17 protein-coding genes are annotated in these 17,007 nt (G+C 72.6%); 7 read left to right on the forward strand and 10 right to left on the reverse strand.

The annotated features are described in order from the left end of the window. The first annotated feature begins 198 nt into the window (after window positions 1-198). Both IG84_RS0112265 and IG84_RS0112270 read left to right on the forward strand, forming a co-directional pair. Window positions 199-666, forward strand: coding sequence for an ATP-binding protein (locus tag IG84_RS0112265; protein WP_107053863.1), 468 nt, complete (start codon window positions 199-201; stop codon window positions 664-666). Between the two features lie 4 nt (window positions 667-670). After that, window positions 671-2,056 (forward strand): FAD-binding oxidoreductase, encoded by a 1,386-nt coding sequence (locus tag IG84_RS0112270; protein WP_031054950.1) that lies wholly within the window; start codon window positions 671-673, stop codon window positions 2,054-2,056. Here IG84_RS0112270 and IG84_RS0112275 read toward each other — a convergent pair. The 6 genes from IG84_RS0112275 to IG84_RS0112300 form a co-directional block, all read right to left on the reverse strand. After that, window positions 2,034-2,972: an oxidoreductase gene (locus IG84_RS0112275; protein WP_031054951.1), complete on the reverse strand. Its 939-nt coding sequence runs from the start codon at window positions 2,970-2,972 to the stop codon at window positions 2,034-2,036. The two genes, IG84_RS0112270 and IG84_RS0112275, sit on opposite strands and share 23 nt — an antisense overlap. A gap of 228 nt (window positions 2,973-3,200) precedes the next feature. Beyond that, window positions 3,201-3,578 carry a nitrite reductase small subunit NirD gene (nirD, locus tag IG84_RS0112280; protein ID WP_030249331.1) on the reverse strand — a complete coding sequence of 126 codons (378 nt, stop codon included), beginning with the start codon at window positions 3,576-3,578 and terminating at the stop codon, window positions 3,201-3,203. Further along, window positions 3,575-6,172 (reverse strand): nitrite reductase large subunit NirB, encoded by a 2,598-nt coding sequence (gene nirB, locus IG84_RS0112285; protein ID WP_031054952.1) that lies wholly within the window; start codon window positions 6,170-6,172, stop codon window positions 3,575-3,577. Before nirB ends, nirD begins: the two co-directional genes overlap by 4 nt. Before the next feature lie 2 nt (window positions 6,173-6,174). Next, complete coding sequence (locus IG84_RS0112290) at window positions 6,175-7,419, reverse strand: NAD(P)/FAD-dependent oxidoreductase (RefSeq protein WP_031054954.1); 1,245 nt, start codon at window positions 7,417-7,419, stop codon at window positions 6,175-6,177. Between the two features lie 110 nt (window positions 7,420-7,529). Continuing rightward, the gene (locus IG84_RS0112295) at window positions 7,530-8,723 is read right to left on the reverse strand and encodes a M20 metallopeptidase family protein (protein ID WP_031054956.1); all 1,194 of its coding nucleotides are present in this window, start codon (window positions 8,721-8,723) and stop codon (window positions 7,530-7,532) included. A gap of 83 nt (window positions 8,724-8,806) precedes the next feature. After that, window positions 8,807-10,105, reverse strand: a complete 1,299-nt coding sequence (locus IG84_RS0112300) for an MFS transporter (protein WP_051861645.1) — start codon at window positions 10,103-10,105, stop codon at window positions 8,807-8,809. A gap of 150 nt (window positions 10,106-10,255) precedes the next feature. On the opposite strand from IG84_RS0112300, the gene IG84_RS0112305 reads away from it, so the two are divergent. After that, the gene (locus IG84_RS0112305) at window positions 10,256-11,275 is read left to right on the forward strand and encodes an Lrp/AsnC family transcriptional regulator (protein ID WP_031054959.1); all 1,020 of its coding nucleotides are present in this window, start codon (window positions 10,256-10,258) and stop codon (window positions 11,273-11,275) included. A gap of 10 nt (window positions 11,276-11,285) precedes the next feature. Here IG84_RS0112305 and IG84_RS0112310 read toward each other — a convergent pair whose 3' ends face one another. Then, window positions 11,286-12,158 (reverse strand): aldo/keto reductase, encoded by an 873-nt coding sequence (locus IG84_RS0112310; RefSeq protein ID WP_031054960.1) that lies wholly within the window; start codon window positions 12,156-12,158, stop codon window positions 11,286-11,288. A gap of 73 nt (window positions 12,159-12,231) precedes the next feature. Here IG84_RS0112310 and IG84_RS0112315 point away from each other — a divergent pair, with 73 nt between their 5' ends. After that, complete coding sequence (locus tag IG84_RS0112315; protein ID WP_211266457.1) at window positions 12,232-13,017, forward strand: TSUP family transporter; 786 nt, start codon at window positions 12,232-12,234, stop codon at window positions 13,015-13,017. Between the two features lie 45 nt (window positions 13,018-13,062). Here IG84_RS0112315 and IG84_RS0112320 read toward each other — a convergent pair whose 3' ends face one another. Next, the gene (locus tag IG84_RS0112320) at window positions 13,063-13,689 is read right to left on the reverse strand and encodes a hypothetical protein (protein ID WP_031054964.1); all 627 of its coding nucleotides are present in this window, start codon (window positions 13,687-13,689) and stop codon (window positions 13,063-13,065) included. A gap of 160 nt (window positions 13,690-13,849) precedes the next feature. Further along, window positions 13,850-14,179: a cupin domain-containing protein gene (locus IG84_RS0112325; protein WP_031054966.1), complete on the reverse strand. Its 330-nt coding sequence runs from the start codon at window positions 14,177-14,179 to the stop codon at window positions 13,850-13,852. A gap of 161 nt (window positions 14,180-14,340) precedes the next feature. Between IG84_RS0112325 and cutA the strand changes: the two genes are divergently transcribed. Then, on the forward strand, window positions 14,341-14,685 hold the full coding sequence (gene cutA / locus IG84_RS0112330; RefSeq protein ID WP_051861646.1) for a divalent-cation tolerance protein CutA: 345 nt from the start codon (window positions 14,341-14,343) through the stop codon (window positions 14,683-14,685). 18 nt (window positions 14,686-14,703) lie between these two features. On the opposite strand, the gene IG84_RS0112335 is transcribed toward cutA, so the two are convergent. Beyond that, entirely contained in the window at window positions 14,704-15,306 is a 603-nt protein-coding gene (locus IG84_RS0112335) for a SanA/YdcF family protein (RefSeq protein WP_107053866.1), read from the reverse strand. 169 nt (window positions 15,307-15,475) lie between these two features. Here IG84_RS0112335 and IG84_RS0112340 point away from each other — a divergent pair, with 169 nt between their 5' ends. Together IG84_RS0112340 and IG84_RS0112345 are read left to right on the forward strand one after the other, a co-directional pair. Then, entirely contained in the window at window positions 15,476-15,988 is a 513-nt protein-coding gene (locus IG84_RS0112340) for a gamma-glutamylcyclotransferase family protein (protein ID WP_051861647.1), read from the forward strand. Between the two features lie 7 nt (window positions 15,989-15,995). Then, window positions 15,996-16,994: an adenosine deaminase gene (locus IG84_RS0112345; RefSeq protein ID WP_031054980.1), complete on the forward strand. Its 999-nt coding sequence runs from the start codon at window positions 15,996-15,998 to the stop codon at window positions 16,992-16,994. Window positions 16,995-17,007 lie beyond the last annotated feature (13 nt).

Consider the following 17,007-nt stretch of genomic DNA (forward strand, 5'->3'; position numbering starts at 1 on the left):
CCGGTGCTGCCCCGCCCGACTCCCCGCCCGACGCGCACATGGTTACGCGCTGTGATGCGTACTGTCCATACTTCGGACTCGTACGCTGACCCGGCGTACGGGTTCCGCGCCTAGCCGACGGGGCTGACCAGGCGCAATCGTTGGCCCATGGCCATTCCGCCGGCTCATCGGCTGCCCCGCTCGCCCGTTACCGTACGTATGTTCACGCAGCGCTTCAGCTCCACACCCCGCGGCGCCCGGCTGGCCCGCCTCCTCGCGGAGCGGCGGCTCGTCGAATGGGGCATCCCCTACGGCAGTGACGCGGCGTTCTCCGCCACCCTGATCGTCGCCGAACTCGCCACCAATGCCGTCACCCACGGCCGCATTCCCGGCCGCGACTTCGAGCTCTCCCTCACCCTCCTCGTACCGGAACACCAGGCCCCCGCGACCCCCACGATTCTCCGTATCGAAGTGAGCGACACCCGTACCGAATGCCGCCCACCGTCCCCGGAAACGCTCCCCGCCCCTTCCGCGTACTCCGAATCCGGTCGCGGCCTTTATCTCGTGTCAGCACTCGCCGACCGCTGGACCATTCGCCCCCGCAGCCCCCTCGGCAAAACCCTTGTCGCCGAGCTGGAATTGGCGGAGGACGGGCATTGCCGGAGTGCGCCCGCGGCGGGACGCTGACGCCATGAACGCGGAAACGCTGGCCGCATTGCGGAATGCCGTGCGGGGGCCCGTTATCGGGCCGGAGGATTCCGGATACGACGAGGCCCGCAAGGTCTACAACGGGATGATCGACAGGCGTCCCGGTGCGGTCCTGCGGTGCTCGGACGCCGCGGACGTCATGAGCGCGGTGCGGGCCGTACGCGAGAAGGGACTCGAACTCGCCGTGCGGGGCGGGGGACACAGCGGGCCGGGACTAGGGGTCGTGGACGGCGGCGTCACCGTCGACCTGGCGCCGATGCGATGGGTGCGGGTCGACCCCGGCGCGCGGACCGCGCAGGTGGGCGGCGGGTCACTGCTCGCCGACCTCGACCACGCCACACACCCCTTCGGCCTCGGCGTGCCCGCAGGCATCGTGTCCACGACAGGTGTCGGCGGGCTGACGCTCGGCGGCGGGCACGGGTACCTCACACGGAAGTACGGCCTGACGGTGGACAGTCTGCTGGCCGCCGACGTCGTACTGGCCGACGGCAGTTTCGTCACCGCGGACCGGGAAAACCACCCCGAGCTGTTCTGGGCGCTGCGCGGCGGAGGCGGGAATTTCGGCGTGGTGACGTCCTTCACCTACCAACTGCATCCGGTGAGCACGGTGGGGGTCGGGATTACCGTGTGGCCGGCGGAGCAGACGCGCGAAGTGCTGAGCTGGTACGGGGAATTCCTGCCGCGGCAGGGGGACGACCTGTACGGCTTCTTCGCGGTGCTGAACGTGCCGCCGGGGCCGCCGTTCCCCGAGGAAATCCACGGGCGGCGGATGTGCGGGGTGGTGTGGTGCTGGACGGGCGAACTGGAGCGGCTGGGCGAGGCGCTCGCCGCCGTACAGGAGCCCGGAAAGCCCGCATTCCATTTCGCGGCGCCGATGCCGTATCCGGAGCTGCAGTCCATGTTCGACGCGCTGATGCCGCCCGGACTGCAGTGGTACTGGCGGGCGAGCTTCTTCGACCGGATTCCGGACGCCGCGCTGGACGCGCACTTCATGTACGCGGAAGGGCTGCCGGGCGGGCTGTCGACCATGCACCTGTATCCGGTCGACGGGGCCGCACACCGGGTGGGGAGCGACGAGACCGCGTGGAGTTACCGCGACGCCCTCTGGTCCGGGGTCTTCGCCGGGATCGACCCCGACCCGGCCAACGCCCGGACGATCAAGGAGTGGAGCGTCGGGTACTGGGAGGCGCTGCGCCCCCACTCGATGGGCGGCGGCTATGTGAACTTCTTCGGCGAGGGGGAAGGGGAGGACCGGGTCCGGGCCACTTACCGGGAGAACTACGACCGGCTGGCGCGGATCAAGCGCACCTACGACCCGGACAACCTCTTCCACACGAACCAGAACGTCAGGCCCGCACCGCGGCAGTGAAGTCGTAGGTCACGCCCGTCAGTTGTTCCGAAGCCGTCCACAGGGCGTCCGACGTGGTGTCGTCCCGCGTCCACGGGGCGCGGAAGGACAGCCCGGGGGCGCCGCGGAGGCCGCCCTGCGGGCCGATGAACGCGTCGGGCTTCATGTGCGGGGCCGTGGCCGCGCACAGGGCCGGGAGCGCGCCGACTTCGGCGGGCTGGGCGATGACGCGGTTGCCGAGGGCGACGACGCGCTCGGCGCGGGTGCGGCCCTCCATGCGGACGCCCGCCGTCTGGAGATTGGTGGCGGCGTAGCCGGGGTGGGCGGCCACGGACAGCACGTCCGAGCCGGCGCGGGCGAGGCGCTTGGCCAGCTCGTGGGTGAAGAGCAGGTTGGCCGACTTGGAGCGGCCGTAGGCGACCCAGCGGCGGTAGCGGTGGTGCTCGTAGTTGAGGTCGGTGAGGTCGACATTCGCGAGGGTGTGGAGACCGCTGGAGACCGTGACGACGCGGGCGCCGGGCGTGCCGAGCAGCGCGGGGAGGAGCAGGCCGGTCAGCGCGAAGTGGCCGAGGTGATTGGTGCCGAACTGCATCTCGAAGCCGTCGGCCGTGCGGCGGTGCGGGAGCGCCATCACGCCGGCGTTGTTGATGAGCAGATCGAGGCGGGAGGGGGCCAGGTCGGCGGCGAAGGCGCGGACGGAGGCCAGGTCGGCGAGGTCGAGGGTGCGCAGCTCGATGTCGGAGGCGGGGACCTCGGCGTGCAGATGGGCGGCGGCCGCGGCGCCGCGGTCCTTGTCGCGGCAGGCGAGGATCACCCGGGCCCCGCGGCGGGCGAGCTCCCGGGCCGTGACGTAGCCGAGGCCGCTGTTGGCCCCGGTGACGACGGCCTGCTTGCCGGTGAGGTCGGGAATGTGGGAGGTGTTCCAGCGGCGGGCCATTGCCTGAACCTTTCGGTACGCGGGACTCGGCACGTGTCAGTACGCGGTACCTCTGTACCCGTCCGAGTACGCGGTACGTCTGTACTCGTCGGTAGAGCGCTGTGGCCAGCGTACGCCGCTGTGGGTGACGGTCCGCATGCGACCGCCCCGCCGCGCGCCGGGCAGGGCAGGGAAGGCGCGGGCGGGGCAGCCGGGTATGGGGGTGGCGGTCGGGCCGCCGCTGTGGGGTCAGGCGGCCGCGGCGGCCTCCGGAGCCACGCGCGTCTCGTACACCGGGACCGAGACCGACGCGTCGTCCAGGCAGGCGCCCGTCTCCAGGTCGAAGCGCTGCTTCAGGAGCGGGGAGGCCACGTACGGGCGGCCGTCGGCGGAGCCGGTGAGGCCGCGGGAGAGGACGTAGGCGCCGGTGAACGGGTCGCGGTTGCCGATCGCGTACGGACGGCCCGCGCGGTCCAGGAAGACCGCGGCCTGGCCGCCGTCGGGCAGCAGCACGGCCACGCCGCGCCCGGGGACGAGCCCGGAGGGGGCGCAGACGGCGAGCCAGCCGCGGTCGGTGCGCAGTTCGATCGTGCCGGTCGTCAGCGGGCGTTCGAGGGTCTCGGTCATCGGGCGACAGTCCCTTCCAGGGTGCGTACGGGGAGCGTGGGGCCGGCCAGCAGGTCCAGGTCCGGCTTCATCTGGTCCCGCTCGGGGACGAAGCGGACGGACGGGTCGGGCGCGTCCGGCGCGTTGACGAAGGAGACGAAGCGGGCGAGGCGCTCGGGGTCGTCGAGGGTCTCGGCCCATTCGTCGCGGTAGTGGGCGACGTGGTCGGCCATCAGGGCCTCCAGCTCGTCGCAGAGCCCGAGGGAGTCGTGGACGACGACGTCACGGACGTGGTCCAGGCCGCCTTCGATGCGCTCCAGCCAGGCGGAGGTGCGCTCCAGGCGGTCGGCGGTGCGGATGTAGAACATCAGGAAGCGGTCGATCAGGCGGACCAGCTCGGCGTCGGAGAGGTCCTGGGCGAGCAGGTCGGCGTGGCGCGGGTCGGCGCCGCCGTTGCCGCCGACGTACAGGTTCCAGCCGTTCGAGGTGGCGATGACGCCGAAGTCCTTGCCGCGGGCCTCGGCGCACTCGCGGGCGCAGCCGGAGACCGCGGACTTGAGCTTGTGCGGCGAGCGCAGGCCCCGGTAGCGCAGCTCCAGGTCGATGGCCATGCGGACGGAGTCCTGGACGCCGTAGCGGCACCAGGTCTGGCCCACGCAGGACTTCACCGTGCGGAGCGCCTTGCCGTACGCGTGACCCGACTCGAAGCCGGCGTCGACCAACCGGGCCCAGATCCGCGGCAGTTGGTCCACCCGCGCGCCGAACATGTCGATCCGCTGGCCGCCGGTGATCTTCGTGTAGAGGCCGAAGTCGCGGGCCACCTCGCCGATGACGATCAGCTTCTCGGGGGTGATCTCGCCGCCGGGGATGCGCGGCACGATCGAGTACGAGCCGTTGCGCTGCAGGTTGGCGAGGAAGTGGTCGTTGGTGTCCTGCAGCGCCGCCTGCTCGCCGTCCAGGACGTAACCGCTGGCGCCGAGGGTGGGGGCGAGCGAGGCGATGATCGAGCCGATGGCCGGCTTGCAGACCTCGCAGCCGTCACCGTCCTTCGCCTCTTCCCGGCCGTGCGAGGCGAGCAGGTCCTCGTACGAGGTGAGGCGCAGGGTGCGGACGATCTCGTACAGCTCGGCGCGGGTGTGCGGGAAGCAGCCGCACAGGCCCTTGTCGACCGTGATGCCGTTCAGCTCCAGCTCGTCGTTGACCAGGGTGGTCAGCGCCTTGACGCAGGAGCCGCAGCCGGTGCCGGCCTTGGTGCACTTCTTGACCTCGGGGACCGTGCCGCAGGAGTGCTCGGTGACGGCCGCGCGGATGGTGCCCTTGGTGACGTTGTGGCAGTTGCAGATGACCGCCTCGTCGGGGAGCGCGGAGGGGCCGATCGAGACCGGGCCGCCGGCGCCTGCGGGCAGGACGAGCTGCTCGGGGGAGACGGGCGGGACGCTGCCGGTGAGCGGGCGCAGCGTGCCGTACGCCTCGGCGTCGCCGACCAGGACGCCGCCCAGCAGCGTGCCGTCCTGGCCGATCACCAGCTTCTTGTAGACGCCGGAGCGGGAGTCGGCGTACACCACGTCCAGGCAGCCCTCGGCGTTGCCGTGCGCGTCACCGAAGGACGCCACGTCCACGCCGAGCAGCTTGAGCTTGGTGGAGGTGTCGGCGCCGGTGAAGCCGGCGGTCTCCTGCGCCGCGATGGCGGACGCGGCGGTCTCGGCCATCTCGTAACCGGGCGCGACCAGGCCGTACACCCGGCCGTCGACGGCCAGCGCGCACTCGCCGATCGCGAAGACCGCGGGGTCGGTCGCCGTACGGCACTGCTCGTCGACCTTGATGCCGCCGCGCTCGCCGACCTCCAGGCCGCACTCACGGGCGAGCTGGTCGCGCGGCCGGACACCGGCGGAGAAGATCACCATGTCGGTGTCGATGCGCGAGCCGTCGGACAGCTCCATGCCGGTCACCGCGCCGTCCTCGCCCGCGGTGATCTCCTTGCCGCCGACGCCCGTGTGGACGGTGACGCCCATGTCCTCGATGGTGCGGCGCAGCGCCTCGCCGCCGCCGTCGTCGACCTGGACGGGCATCAGCCGGGGCGCGAACTCCACGACGTGCGTGTCCAGGCCCAGGCCCTTGAGCGCGCCGGCCGCCTCCAGGCCGAGCAGGCCGCCGCCGACGACCGAGCCGGAGGAGACGTTCTTGGCGTACTCCTCGATCTCCAGCAGGTCCTCGATCGTCCGGTAGACGAAGCAGCCCGCGCTGTCCTTGCCGGGGACCGGCGGGACGAAGGGGTAGGAACCGGTGGCGAGCACGAGCTGGTCGTACTGGACGGTGAAGCCGGAGCGGGCGGTCACCGTGCGGGTGGCGCGGTCGACGGTCTCGGCCGGGTCGCCCAGCCGCAGTTCGATGCCGTGCTTCTCGATGAAGTCCGCCTCGACGAGGGAGAGGTCCTCGGGGGTGCGGCCGGAGAAGTACGAGGTGAGCTGGACCCGGTCGTACGCCGGGCGCGGCTCCTCGCACAGGACGACGACGCGCGCGGCGTCACCGGTCATCCCCCGGTCGGCGAGGGCCTCCAGGAAGCGCTGGCCGACCATCCCATGGCCGATGAGCACGATCGTGGGAGTGGCAGTCATGGTCAGTGGCCTCCATCATTCGTGAGCAGGTGGAGCACGGGAGCGGCGGGCAGTGGTTCGTCGCCCTCCCAGGTACGGGCGAGCGCGCCGACAGTGCCGAGATCGCCGAGAAGAATGCCGCCGACCAGCCGGTCGCCGCGGACGACGACCCGGCGGTATGCGCTGCGGGTGGCGTCGCTGAGGCGGATGACGTCGTCGCCGGGGGCCGGGGTGGTTTCGCCGAAAGCGGCGAGGTCGAGGACGGGAGCCGCGGGGGAGGGGCTGCCCAGGGTGAGCCGGGTCAGGGCCCGCGTACCGCGGTAGGAGCCCGCGGCGTCGTCGAGCAGCCGGGCGGCCAGCAGATCGGCCTGTTCCAGCGCCGGTCCGGCCAGCCCGTAGGTCACGCCGTCGTGCTCGGCGCAGTCGCCGATCGCGAAGATGTGGGGGTCGTCGGTGCGCAGCGCGTCGTCGACGACGATGCCGCGGCGGACGGTGAGCCCGGCGGCCGCGGCCAGGCCGGTACGGGGGCGTACCCCGCAGGCCAGGACGACCAGGTCGGCGTCGAGCGCGTAACCGTCGGCCAGCTCGACCGCGCGGACGGCGCCGTCGCCGGTGCGCAGGCCCCGGACGCGGCACTCGGTGTGCACCTCGACGCCGAGGTCGTGGAGGTGGGCGCGGAGCAGCTCGCCCGCTTCCTCGTCGAGCTGGCGCTCCATCAGGTGCTCGCCCTGGTGGGCTAGTACGACCTGGGCGCCGCGCTCGGCGAGCGCCCGGGCGGCCGAGACGCCGAGCAGTCCGCCGCCGATGACGACCGCGCGGCGGCCCTCGGCGCCGGCGAGTGCCCGGCAGTCGTCCAGCGTGCGGAACGGGTGGACGCCGCGCGGGAGTTCGTGGGCGCCGGGCGCGAAGAGGCCGCGCAGCGGGGGCAGTACGGGGTTGGAGCCGGTGGCCAGGACGAGGATGTCGTAGGGGACGGCGCGGCCGTCGTCGCAGTGGACCAGTTGGACGTCGCGGTCGACGCGGACCGCCCGTACGCCGCTGAGCCACAGCGCCCCGGGGACCGCGGGCAGCGCGATCACCTCGGGGGTGTAGCGGCCCGCCAGTACCTCGGCGAGCAGCACGCGGTTGTACGGCGCGTGCGGCTCCTCGCCGATCACGGTCACCGTGTACCGCGCGTCACTCTGGCTGTCGCCGGAGCCGAGCTGCCGCGCGAGCCGGGCGGCGGCCATCCCGCCGCCGATCACCACCACGCGCTGTTTCGAGGTCATGCACAGCAGCGTGCGACGCCGCTGTTACCCCACCGCATCCCGGTCGTTTCCCCCAGGGAACGCTGCTCTCCTCACACGGCGGGGTGCCGTGTGAGGAGAGCAGCGGCGCGCTATGCGGCCTTCGTGAGGCGGCGGGCCGCCAGCTCGGCGTAGACCGCGGCGCCGTCCGCCAGCACCGCGTCGTCGAAGACGGCGAGCGGGGAGTGGTTGTTCGGGGAGGTCTCCGGGTCGGCGCCGGGCGGCGGGGAGCCCAGCGTCAGCATCGCGCCCGGCACCTCGGCGATCACCCGGGAGAAGTCCTCCGAGCCGTGCAGCGGCTGCGGCAGCGGCGCGTAGAACTCCTCGCCGAGGGCTTCCCGCACGGTGTGCGCCACGAAGTCCGCCTCGGCGTGATCGTTGACGGTCACCGGGTACTGCTCGACGAACTCCGCGTCCACCTCGACGCCGTACGCCTGCGCGATGCCCCGGCAGACCTCCGGCGAGCCCTCCCTGACCTTGCGCTGCGCCTCGGGCGAGAAGCTGCGGACCGTCGCGTGGAAGGTGGCGGTGTCCGGGATGACGTTCTGCTGGGTGCCGGCGTGGAAGGTGCCCACCGTCAGCACGACCGGGTCGAAGATGTCGAAGGTACGGGTGATCCACGCCTGGAGCGCGGTGACCATGGCGCAGGCGGCCTGCACCGGGTCCTTGGCGCGGTGCGGCATCGAGCCGTGGCCGCCCTCGCCGTTGACGGTCACCTTCAGGACGTTGGACGCGGCGAGCGCCGGGCCGCCACGGGTCCCGAAGACGCCGCTCCGCAGGCCCGCGGACATCACGTGGATCGCGTACGCGGCGTCCGGGCGCGTGCCGGAGGCATCCAGTACGCCTTCCGCGAGCATCTGCCCGGCGCCGTCGAAGCCCTCCTCGCCGGGCTGGAACATGAAGACCACGTCGCCCGCGAGCCGGTCGCGGTGCGCCGAGAGCAGCTTCGCGGCGCCGGTGAGCATGGTGGTGTGCAGGTCGTGGCCGCAGGCGTGCATCCGGCCGGTGTCGGCGGCGAAGTCCAGGCCGGTCTTCTCGGCGACCGGCAGCGCGTCCATGTCACCGCGCAGCAGCACCGTGGGACCCGGCTGTGCGCCGCGCAGTACGGCCGTCACCGAGCTGAGGCCGCTGCCGGTGCTGATCTCCAGCGGGAGGCCGTCCAGCGCCGTCAGCACCGTCTCCTGGGTGCGCGGCAGGTCGAGGCCGACCTCGGGGATGCGGTGCAGCGTGCGGCGCAGCTGTACGAGATCGCCGGAGAGGGCGCGGGCGTCGTCCCGCAGATTCATTTGTGCTCCTTCGGAGTGGGGGAGGCTGCCATGAGAGGACCGCACCGTGAGGGCTTCGGCAAGAGGGCCTCCGCGGTGGAAGATCAGCGCTCGGCGGACTTCAGCGGGCGGATCAGGAGGGTGCCGGCGAGGGAGACGGCGGCGGCCCCGGCGGCCCACCAGGGCACCAGCGTCAGGTGCCCGGCCTTCGCCATGGCCTGGGCCAGCAGCGGGAACGTGCCGCCGAACAGCCCGATCGCGATCGTGTACGGCACGCCCATCGCGACCACCCGCACCGCGACCGGGAAGAGCTGCGCGAACAGCACGTTGGTGAGCCCGATGGGCGCCGCGATCAGGGCCAGGTAGACCACCGTGACCAGCCACATCGGCAGCGCGCCGTGCGCCAGCGCCAGCATCAGCGGCACGGTCGCGAGCGCCAGCACGGACAGGCCGATGCGCAGGGTGCGCAGCGCGCCCAGCCGGTCGGCGAGCCGCCCGACCACGACCATCGCCGCGACCAGCAGCACCAGCGGGCCCAGCATCGAGGCGGCCGACTCGGTGCCGGAGACGACGCCGAGCTGCTGCGCGTACTGGGGGAGGTAGGTGGTGCCGTAGTAGTACCCGACGGTCGCGCCGACCGAGATCAGGAAGACGGCCGCCATGTTGCGCAGGTTCGCCCGGTACAGCGCGCGCCGCTCGGCGGCCGTCGGGCCCGTGGCGCCCGCCTCGGCGAACTCGGTGCTCTCCTCGACGCCGCGCCGGATCCACAGCGCCAGCAGGCCCAGCGCCGCCGCGACCAGGAAGCCGATCCGCCAGCCGCCGCCCCGCACGCCGTCCTCGCCGAACGCGACCAGCAGCAGCGTCAGTACGCCGAAGGAGAGGATGTTGCCGATGACCACGCCCGAGTACGAGATCGAGCTGTAGAGGAAGCGCAGGTGGCGTGGGGCGGTCTCGGTGACGTACGCGGCGGCGCTGGGGTTCTCGCCGCCCATCGACAGGCCCTGGACCAGCCGCAGCACGATCAGCAGGACGGGGGCGGCGGCGCCGAGCAGCGCGGCCGTCGGCAGTGCCGCGATCAGGACGCTGGCTCCGGAGATGACCGCCATGCTGAGCGTGAGGGCGAACCGGCGGCCGCGCGTGTCGGCGATCCGGCCCACGACGTAACTGCCGAAGGGCCGGACGACGAAGCCGACCGCGAAGCCCACGTAGGCCGCGAGCAGCTTGGTCACCGGGTCGTCGCCGGGGAACATGGCCGCCGCGAAATACGGGGCCAGTACGGCGTAGATGGCCCAGTCGAAGGACTCCACGACGCCGCCGACGGTGGCGGCGAGCAGCGCCTTGCGCCCGTTGCCGTGCGCCGTGCGTGGGGTGTCCGCGGCTCTCGCCGCTACCGCTGATGTCATCGCCGACCTCGTCTCATGGGCCCGGACGACCGAACGTCCGGTTCTGGGCGGTGCCGAATGGCTCGAATGGATCGCCATGCTGGCCAGCGGCCGAACGGAGGGAAACGGATTACCCTCAGAACGCAGGAAAGCTTCGTGGAGGCGGTGATCATGCAGGAAAACATTCCTACGGAGCTGAGCGGGCTCGACGCGCAACTGGTCCACGCCCTGCAGATCGCGCCGCGCGCCTCGTGGCAGACGCTCGCCCCGGTACTGGGCATCGACCCGGTCACCGCCGCCCGCCGCTGGAACCGCCTGGAGCGGGCCGGGCTCGCCTGGGTCACCGCCTATCCGGGGGCGCGGCGGCTGGACCGTATGTGCGTGGCGTTCGTCGAGATCGACTGCGTGGCCGGCAGCGTCGAAACGGTCACCGAGACGCTCGTACAACTGCCGCAGGTGGCCACCGTCGAGCAGATGGCCGGCGGCCGTGACCTGGTCATCACCGTCTTCGTGCCGGGCCTCGCCGCCCTCTCCGACCTGCTGCTGCGCCGCATCGCCGAGCTGCCGGGCGTCACCGCCACTCGCGCCGCCATCGCCACCCGGGTCTACGGCGAGGGCAGCCGCTGGCGGCTGCGGGCCCTGGACGCCCGCCAGCGGGAGGCGCTGCGCACCACCGGGGCGCTGCAGGGCGCCGCCGCGCCGCTGGACGCGCAGGACCGGGCGCTGATCACCGAGGTGTCCCGGGACGGGCGGGGCAGCGCCGTGGACATCGGGCGCGCGGTCGGGCTGAGCGCGCCCACGGTACGGCGCCGGCTCGGCCGGCTGATCGCGGACCGGGACATCGCACTCCGCTGCGAGGTGGCCCGCGAGCTGACCGAGTGGCCGATCTCGGCGACCCTGTGGGCGAGCGTCCCCGCCACCCACCTCGCCGAGACCGCACGGGTTCTGCTGGGCCTGCCCGAGGTGCGGCTGTGCGCGGCCGTCACCGGGCAGCAGAACCTCCTCTTCACGCTCTGGCTGCAGTCGGTCCAGGACGTGCAGCGGCTGGAGATCCAGCTCGGCGAGCGGCTGCCGCACCTGCAACTGCACGACCGGGCGATCGTCCTGAAGCAGTCAAAGCTGATGGGGCGGGCGCTGGATGTCCGGGGGCGGGCTGTGGACGTGGTGCCGGTGGATCCGTGGGCAGGGTGATCCCTGCCGGTCAGCGGTCCGCCGCGTCCTCCAGCAGCTTCATGTCGGCCGGGCCGAGGGCCAGGTCCGCGGCGGCGAGGTTCTCCTCCAGGTGCGCGAGCGACCCCGTACCGGGCGTGGGCAGCAGGACGGAGGAGCGGTGCAGCAGCCAGGCCAGCGCGATCTGCCCGTGGCTCGCCCCGTGCCGCTCCGCGACCAGGTCCATGGCGCGCGCGGCGCCGCCGGTCAGCCCGCCGTTGCCGAGCGGGAACCACGGCAGGAACGCGATCCCGTGCCGCTCGCACAGTCCCAGCAGCTCCTCCGAGCCGCGGTCGAGGAGGTTGTAGCGGTTCTGCACGGAGGCGATGGGCGCGAGCGCCAGCGCGGCGGTCAGCTCCGCCGGGCCGACCGTGTCCAGGCCGAGGTACCGGATCTTGCCCGCGTCCCGGAGCTCCAGCAGCGTGCCGATCTGGTCGGCGAGCGGCACCTTCGGGTCCAGCCGGTGGAGCTGGTAGAGGTCGATGGTCTCCCGGCGCAGCCGCCGCAGGCTCGCGTCGCACATCGCGCGCAGCGACTCGGGCCGCCCGTCGATGTGCCAGGCGTCCGCGCTCGTGCGGACTACGCCGCCCTTGGTGGCTATCACCAGGCCCTCGGGATACGGATGCAGGGCCTCGGCGATCAACTCCTCGGCCACCGCGGGGCCGTAGTTGTCGGCGGTGTCGATGAGGTTCACGCCGCGCTCCACCGCCCGCCGCAGCACCGCCACCGCGTCCTGCGGATCGGTGTGCCGTGGACCCCAGTACCCCGGTCCCGCCAACTGCGCCGTGCCGTAGCCGAGCCGCCGCACGGGCAGCCCGCCGCCCAAGGAGAAGACGGGGGCGGGGGAAAAGATCTCGGAGTCCATGACTGCCACCCTAGATCCACAGCTAGATCCTTTAACTCGCCGCCCTGGAACGGCCGGTGGTCCATAAGATCACCTGGTGCCTGACATATCCATGACGACCCTGCTCCTGCTCTGCCTGGCCGCGCTGGCGGCCGGCTGGATCGACGCCGTGGTGGGCGGCGGCGGGCTGATCCTGCTGCCCGCGCTGCTCGTCGGCCTCCCGCACGTACCGGTCGCCTTCGTGCTCGGTACCAACAAGTCGGCGGCGGTGGTCGGCACTACGGGCGCGGCCATCACGTACGTCCGCAAGACGCCGCTGGACGTGCCGTCCGCGGTGCGCATCGGCCTGGCCGCCGCGGGCGGTTCGCTGGGCGGCGCGTTCCTCGCGGCCGGTCTGGACAGCGCGGTGCTCCGCCCACTGATCATGATCGTGCTGGTGGGCGTGCTCGCCTTCGTGCTGCTCCGGCCGTCCTTCGGGACCGCGCCCGCGCCGTCGGGTCCGGTCACCCGGCAGCGGGTGATCGCCGCCGTGCTGATCGCCGGGCTCGGCATCGGCTTCTACGACGGGCTGGTCGGGCCCGGCACCGGCGCGTTCCTGGTCATCGCGCTGGCGGCGATCCTGCACATGGACCTGGTGACCGCGTCGGCGACGGCGAAGGTCGTCAACGTCTGCACCAACATCGGTGCCCTGGCGATGTTCACCTACCAGGGCACCGTGCTGTGGGGGCTGGGCGCGCTGCTCGCGGCGTTCAACCTCGCGGGCAGCACGGCCGGTGCACGGATGGCGCTGAAGAAGGGCGCCGGATTCGTGCGCGGCGTGCTGGTCGTGGTCGTCGCGGGGCTGCTGTGCTCGATGGCGTACGAGCAGTGGCTGGCCTGAGCGCGCGGGGACGCGGCCTCCGGAGGGCGCTCAGAGCTTGTTGGATCACAGCTTGTTGAGCGCCTGGCGGAGGGTGGCCTTGAAGGCCGGTACCGGCGCCTGGTCGAGGTTGCCCATCTCGCCCCACCGCACGACCGTGACGGTCCGGCCCGAGCGGCCCACGCCGAAGAGGTGCACGCCCGGCTCGGAATCGGGGATCGAGGTGTGGATGCCGTACACCCGGCCGCCGTCCGCCGCGGTGACCGTGCCGTAGTCCTTCCAGGACGCGGTCCCGCCGGGCTTGTCGTGCAGCCAGTCGCCGGCGCAGTGCGCGACCTTCTCGCGCAGCTTCGCGGCCAGCCGGCGCGCGCTGTCCTCGCCGGCCGTCACCACGCTGACCTGCTCGGCACCGGTGTCGTACTCGGTCCAGTAGCTGCGGTGGTAGGTGCCGTCGCCGCCGGGCACCACGCCGCCGTCCAGGCAGAACGGCTCCGGGTCCGGCAGCCCGGGCGTGACCTTCGAGGCGTACCAGGGCGAGGACGCGTGCGGCGGGAGCTCGCCGGGGGCGAGGAAGCGCGGCGGGGTGGTGGCGGCCGGAGCGGCGACTGCCGCGGTCGTACCGGCGGCGGTGGCGGCCAGCGCGACCGCGGCGGCGGTGAGCGCGGTACGGCGGCATACGGAGCGGATGCGCATGGACGAGACCTTTCCCCCGTGGTGGTACGTAACGGAGCTCCGGTACGTAACGGAACTCTCGTCAGTCAGACCGCCGGAACGGGGCGAAGGTTGTGCCGCCCACCGCGCTCACACGCCTTCGACGCCCACCGCGCTCACACGCCTTCGATGTGCGTCGCGCTCACATGCCGTCGACGTGCGTCACCGAGGTCAGCAGCACGGCGGAGTTCTCCACGGCCGTCACGCCGTGCTTCTCGCGCGGGATCTGGGCGACCTGCCCGGCGATCATGTCCTGCTTGCCGCGGTCCGTCGTGATCTGCACGTGCCCGTGCAGGATCTGCATGCTGCCGGCCGGCGGCGAGACGTGCTCGTCCAGCGAGGCGCCGCCGACCAGCGCGATCACGGTCTGCCGCAGCGGCCCATCGTGCAGGAAGAGCCGCGCGCTGCGGCCGTGCGGGTCGGCCTTGGCGTCGTCGAGCTGCTGGCGGGCGAGGGCGGTGAGGTCGTCCATGAGGGGCCCTTCGGTCGCGGACGTGCGGCGGTCCGGTGGCGTGGTCCTGTTCCCCATCCTCGCGGGTGCGCCGGACGCCGCAAGTCATCGGCGCGCCGTGGTACCCGTGGATGCGGAAGGATCAGGTACCCGCCCGTCCGCGACCCAAAAGGACCATTTCCGTGACCGACCAGCCCGAGCAGACCGCACCGCCCGCATTCCTGACCGTGCTGACGACGACCGACGCGGCACAGAAGGCCGAAGCGCTGGCCCGCGGCGCGATCGAGGCGCGCCTGGCGGCGTGCGCCCAGGTCAGCGCGCCGGTCACCTCGGTGTACCGCTGGGACGGCGGGATCGAGACCAGCGAGGAGTGGCAGGTACTCCTCAAGACAACCGGCAACCGCTACCAGGAGCTGGAGGAGTACCTCCGCGGTGCACACGACTACGACACCCCGGAGATCATCGCCACTCCGGTCATCCACGGCGCCGTCGACTACCTGGCGTGGATCCAGGAGGAGACGCGGTAGCGGCCGGGGCGCGGGCGTCTAGCGCAGAGCCCGCGCCACCCCGTCCTCCTTCGGGCCGAGGAAGTGCGGGTCGGGGCGGAGGGCCGCGTCGGCCGCCGCCTTGCCCGCCGCGAGGATCTCCCGGACGCCGCCGTAGTACCAGGTGGCGTCGTGCGGATCGGTGGCGCCGACCCCGTAGGCGTCGATGCCCGCGGCACCGCACAGCGCCAGCGCCCGCCGGAGGTGGAATCCCTGGCTGACCAGCACCGCCCGCTCGACCCCGAAGACGCGGCGGGCGCGGCTGCAGGAGTCCCAGGTGTCGAAGCCCGCGTAGTCGCTGACGATCTTCCGCGCCGGTACCCCGCGCGCGGTCAGGTACCGGCGCATGGCGTCCGGCTCGTCGTAGTCATGGGTGCTGTTGTCGCCGGTCACCAGGATCGCCCGGACCCGGCCCGCGTCGTACAGCCCGGCCGCCGCGTCCAGCCGGTGGGCGAGGTACGGCGACGGCTCGCCGTCCCACAGGCCCGCCCCGAAGACCACCGCGACCGGCGCCCTCGGTACGTCCGCCACGGTGCGCACCCGGTCGCCGGAGGCCAGCCGCAGCCAGGTCGCGGGCAGCAGCGCGAGCACGCAGACCACCATGACGGCCCGGACCGCCCGTCGCCGCCCCCGGACCGTGCGCGGCAGCCGCAGCCGCCCCCGTACCCACTTCCGCACAACCGTCCCCCGTTCTCCTGGACCTCCCCGTCAGCGACGCATAACGGCCTGGCATGGTTGCAAGTGGGAAGTACGAACACGAGGAGAACGACCCATGAGTGACCGGCCCGCCGAGCGGCTGCCCTTCTTCGCCTACGGGACGCTGCGCCCCGGAGAGGCCAATCACGCCTGGGCGCTGCGCGGCCGCACCGCGGCGGAACAGCCGGCGCTGATCCACGGGGCGCTGCTGTACGACGGGCCCGGCTACCCGTACGCGATCACGGGCCCCGCCGACGCGGTGGTGCACGGCCACGTCGTCACGCCCGCCGACGGCGCGTACGACGAGGTCCTGGACGTCCTGGACCGGCTGGAGGGCTACACCCCGGGCGCGCCGGACAATGACTACGACCGGGTCGCCTGTGACGCCGTCCTGCCGGACGGCAGCACGGTCCGCGCGTGGGTGTACTTCGCCGCCGAACCCCTGGCCGGCCGCCTCCGGGCCGCCGGCACCCCGATCCCCGGTGGCGACTGGCTCGCCACCGGTGGACGTGCCGCGGGCCCGGTGGGCCCCGGCGTTGCCGCCAACGAGGGCCGCGCCTTCGCCGCCACCGCACAGGAAGGTGCCTGAGCCGACCATGAACACCCCCCACCCCCCGGTCCCCAAGGCCGAGCTGCATCTGCACATCGAGGGCACGCTGGAGCCCGAGCTGGCGTTCGCGCTTGCCGCGCGCAACGGTGTCGAACTGCCGTACGCCTCCGAGGAGGAGCTTCGCCGCGCCTACTCGTTCAGCGATCTGCAGTCGTTCCTGGATCTGTACTACGCGCTGATGGCCGTGCTGCGGACCGAGGAGGACTTCGCCGATCTCGCGAACGCCTATCTCGCCCGGGCCAAGGAGCAGGGCGTACGGCACGCGGAGATCTTCTTCGACCCGCAGGCGCACACGGTGCGTGGCGTACCGATCGGCACCGTCATCGAGGGCCTGGGCCGGGCCCTGGACGCCGCGCAGGAGACCTACGGCATCACGACCCGGCTCATCATGTGCTTCCTGCGGGACGAGAGCGCGGAGTCGGCGCTGGAGACCTTCGAGGCGGCGCGCCCGTACCTGGACCGGATCACCGCGGTCGGGCTGGACTCCGCCGAGGTCGGCAACCCCCCGTCGAAGTTCCGCGAGGTGTACGCGCTGGCGCGGGAGGCCGGGCTGAAGTGCGTGGCGCACGCCGGTGAGGAGGGGCCGCCCGCGTACGTGTGGGAGGCGCTGGACGTACTCGGGGTGGACCGGGTCGATCACGGGGTGCGGTGCATGGAGGACGCGGACCTGGTGGCGCGGCTGGCCGCCGAGCAGGTGCCGCTCACCGTCTGCCCGCTGTCCAACGTCCGGCTGCGGGTGATCGACGACCTCGCCGACCACCCGCTGCCCGCCATGCTGGACGCGGGCCTCCTGGTGACCGTGAACTCCGACGACCCGGCCTACTTCGGCGGGTACGCGCACGACAACTTCACGGCCGTACGGGACGCGCTGCGGCTGGACGAGGAGACGCTGCGCACCCTGGCCCGTAATTCGTTCACGGCGTCGTTCCTGGACGAGGAGACGCGTGCCGCGTACCTCAAGGAGGTCGACTCGTACGGGCGCTGAGCCGTGACGGCCC

This window comes from Streptomyces ochraceiscleroticus, from assembly GCF_000720485.1.
GTDB lineage: Bacteria > Actinomycetota > Actinomycetes > Streptomycetales > Streptomycetaceae > Streptomyces > Streptomyces ochraceiscleroticus.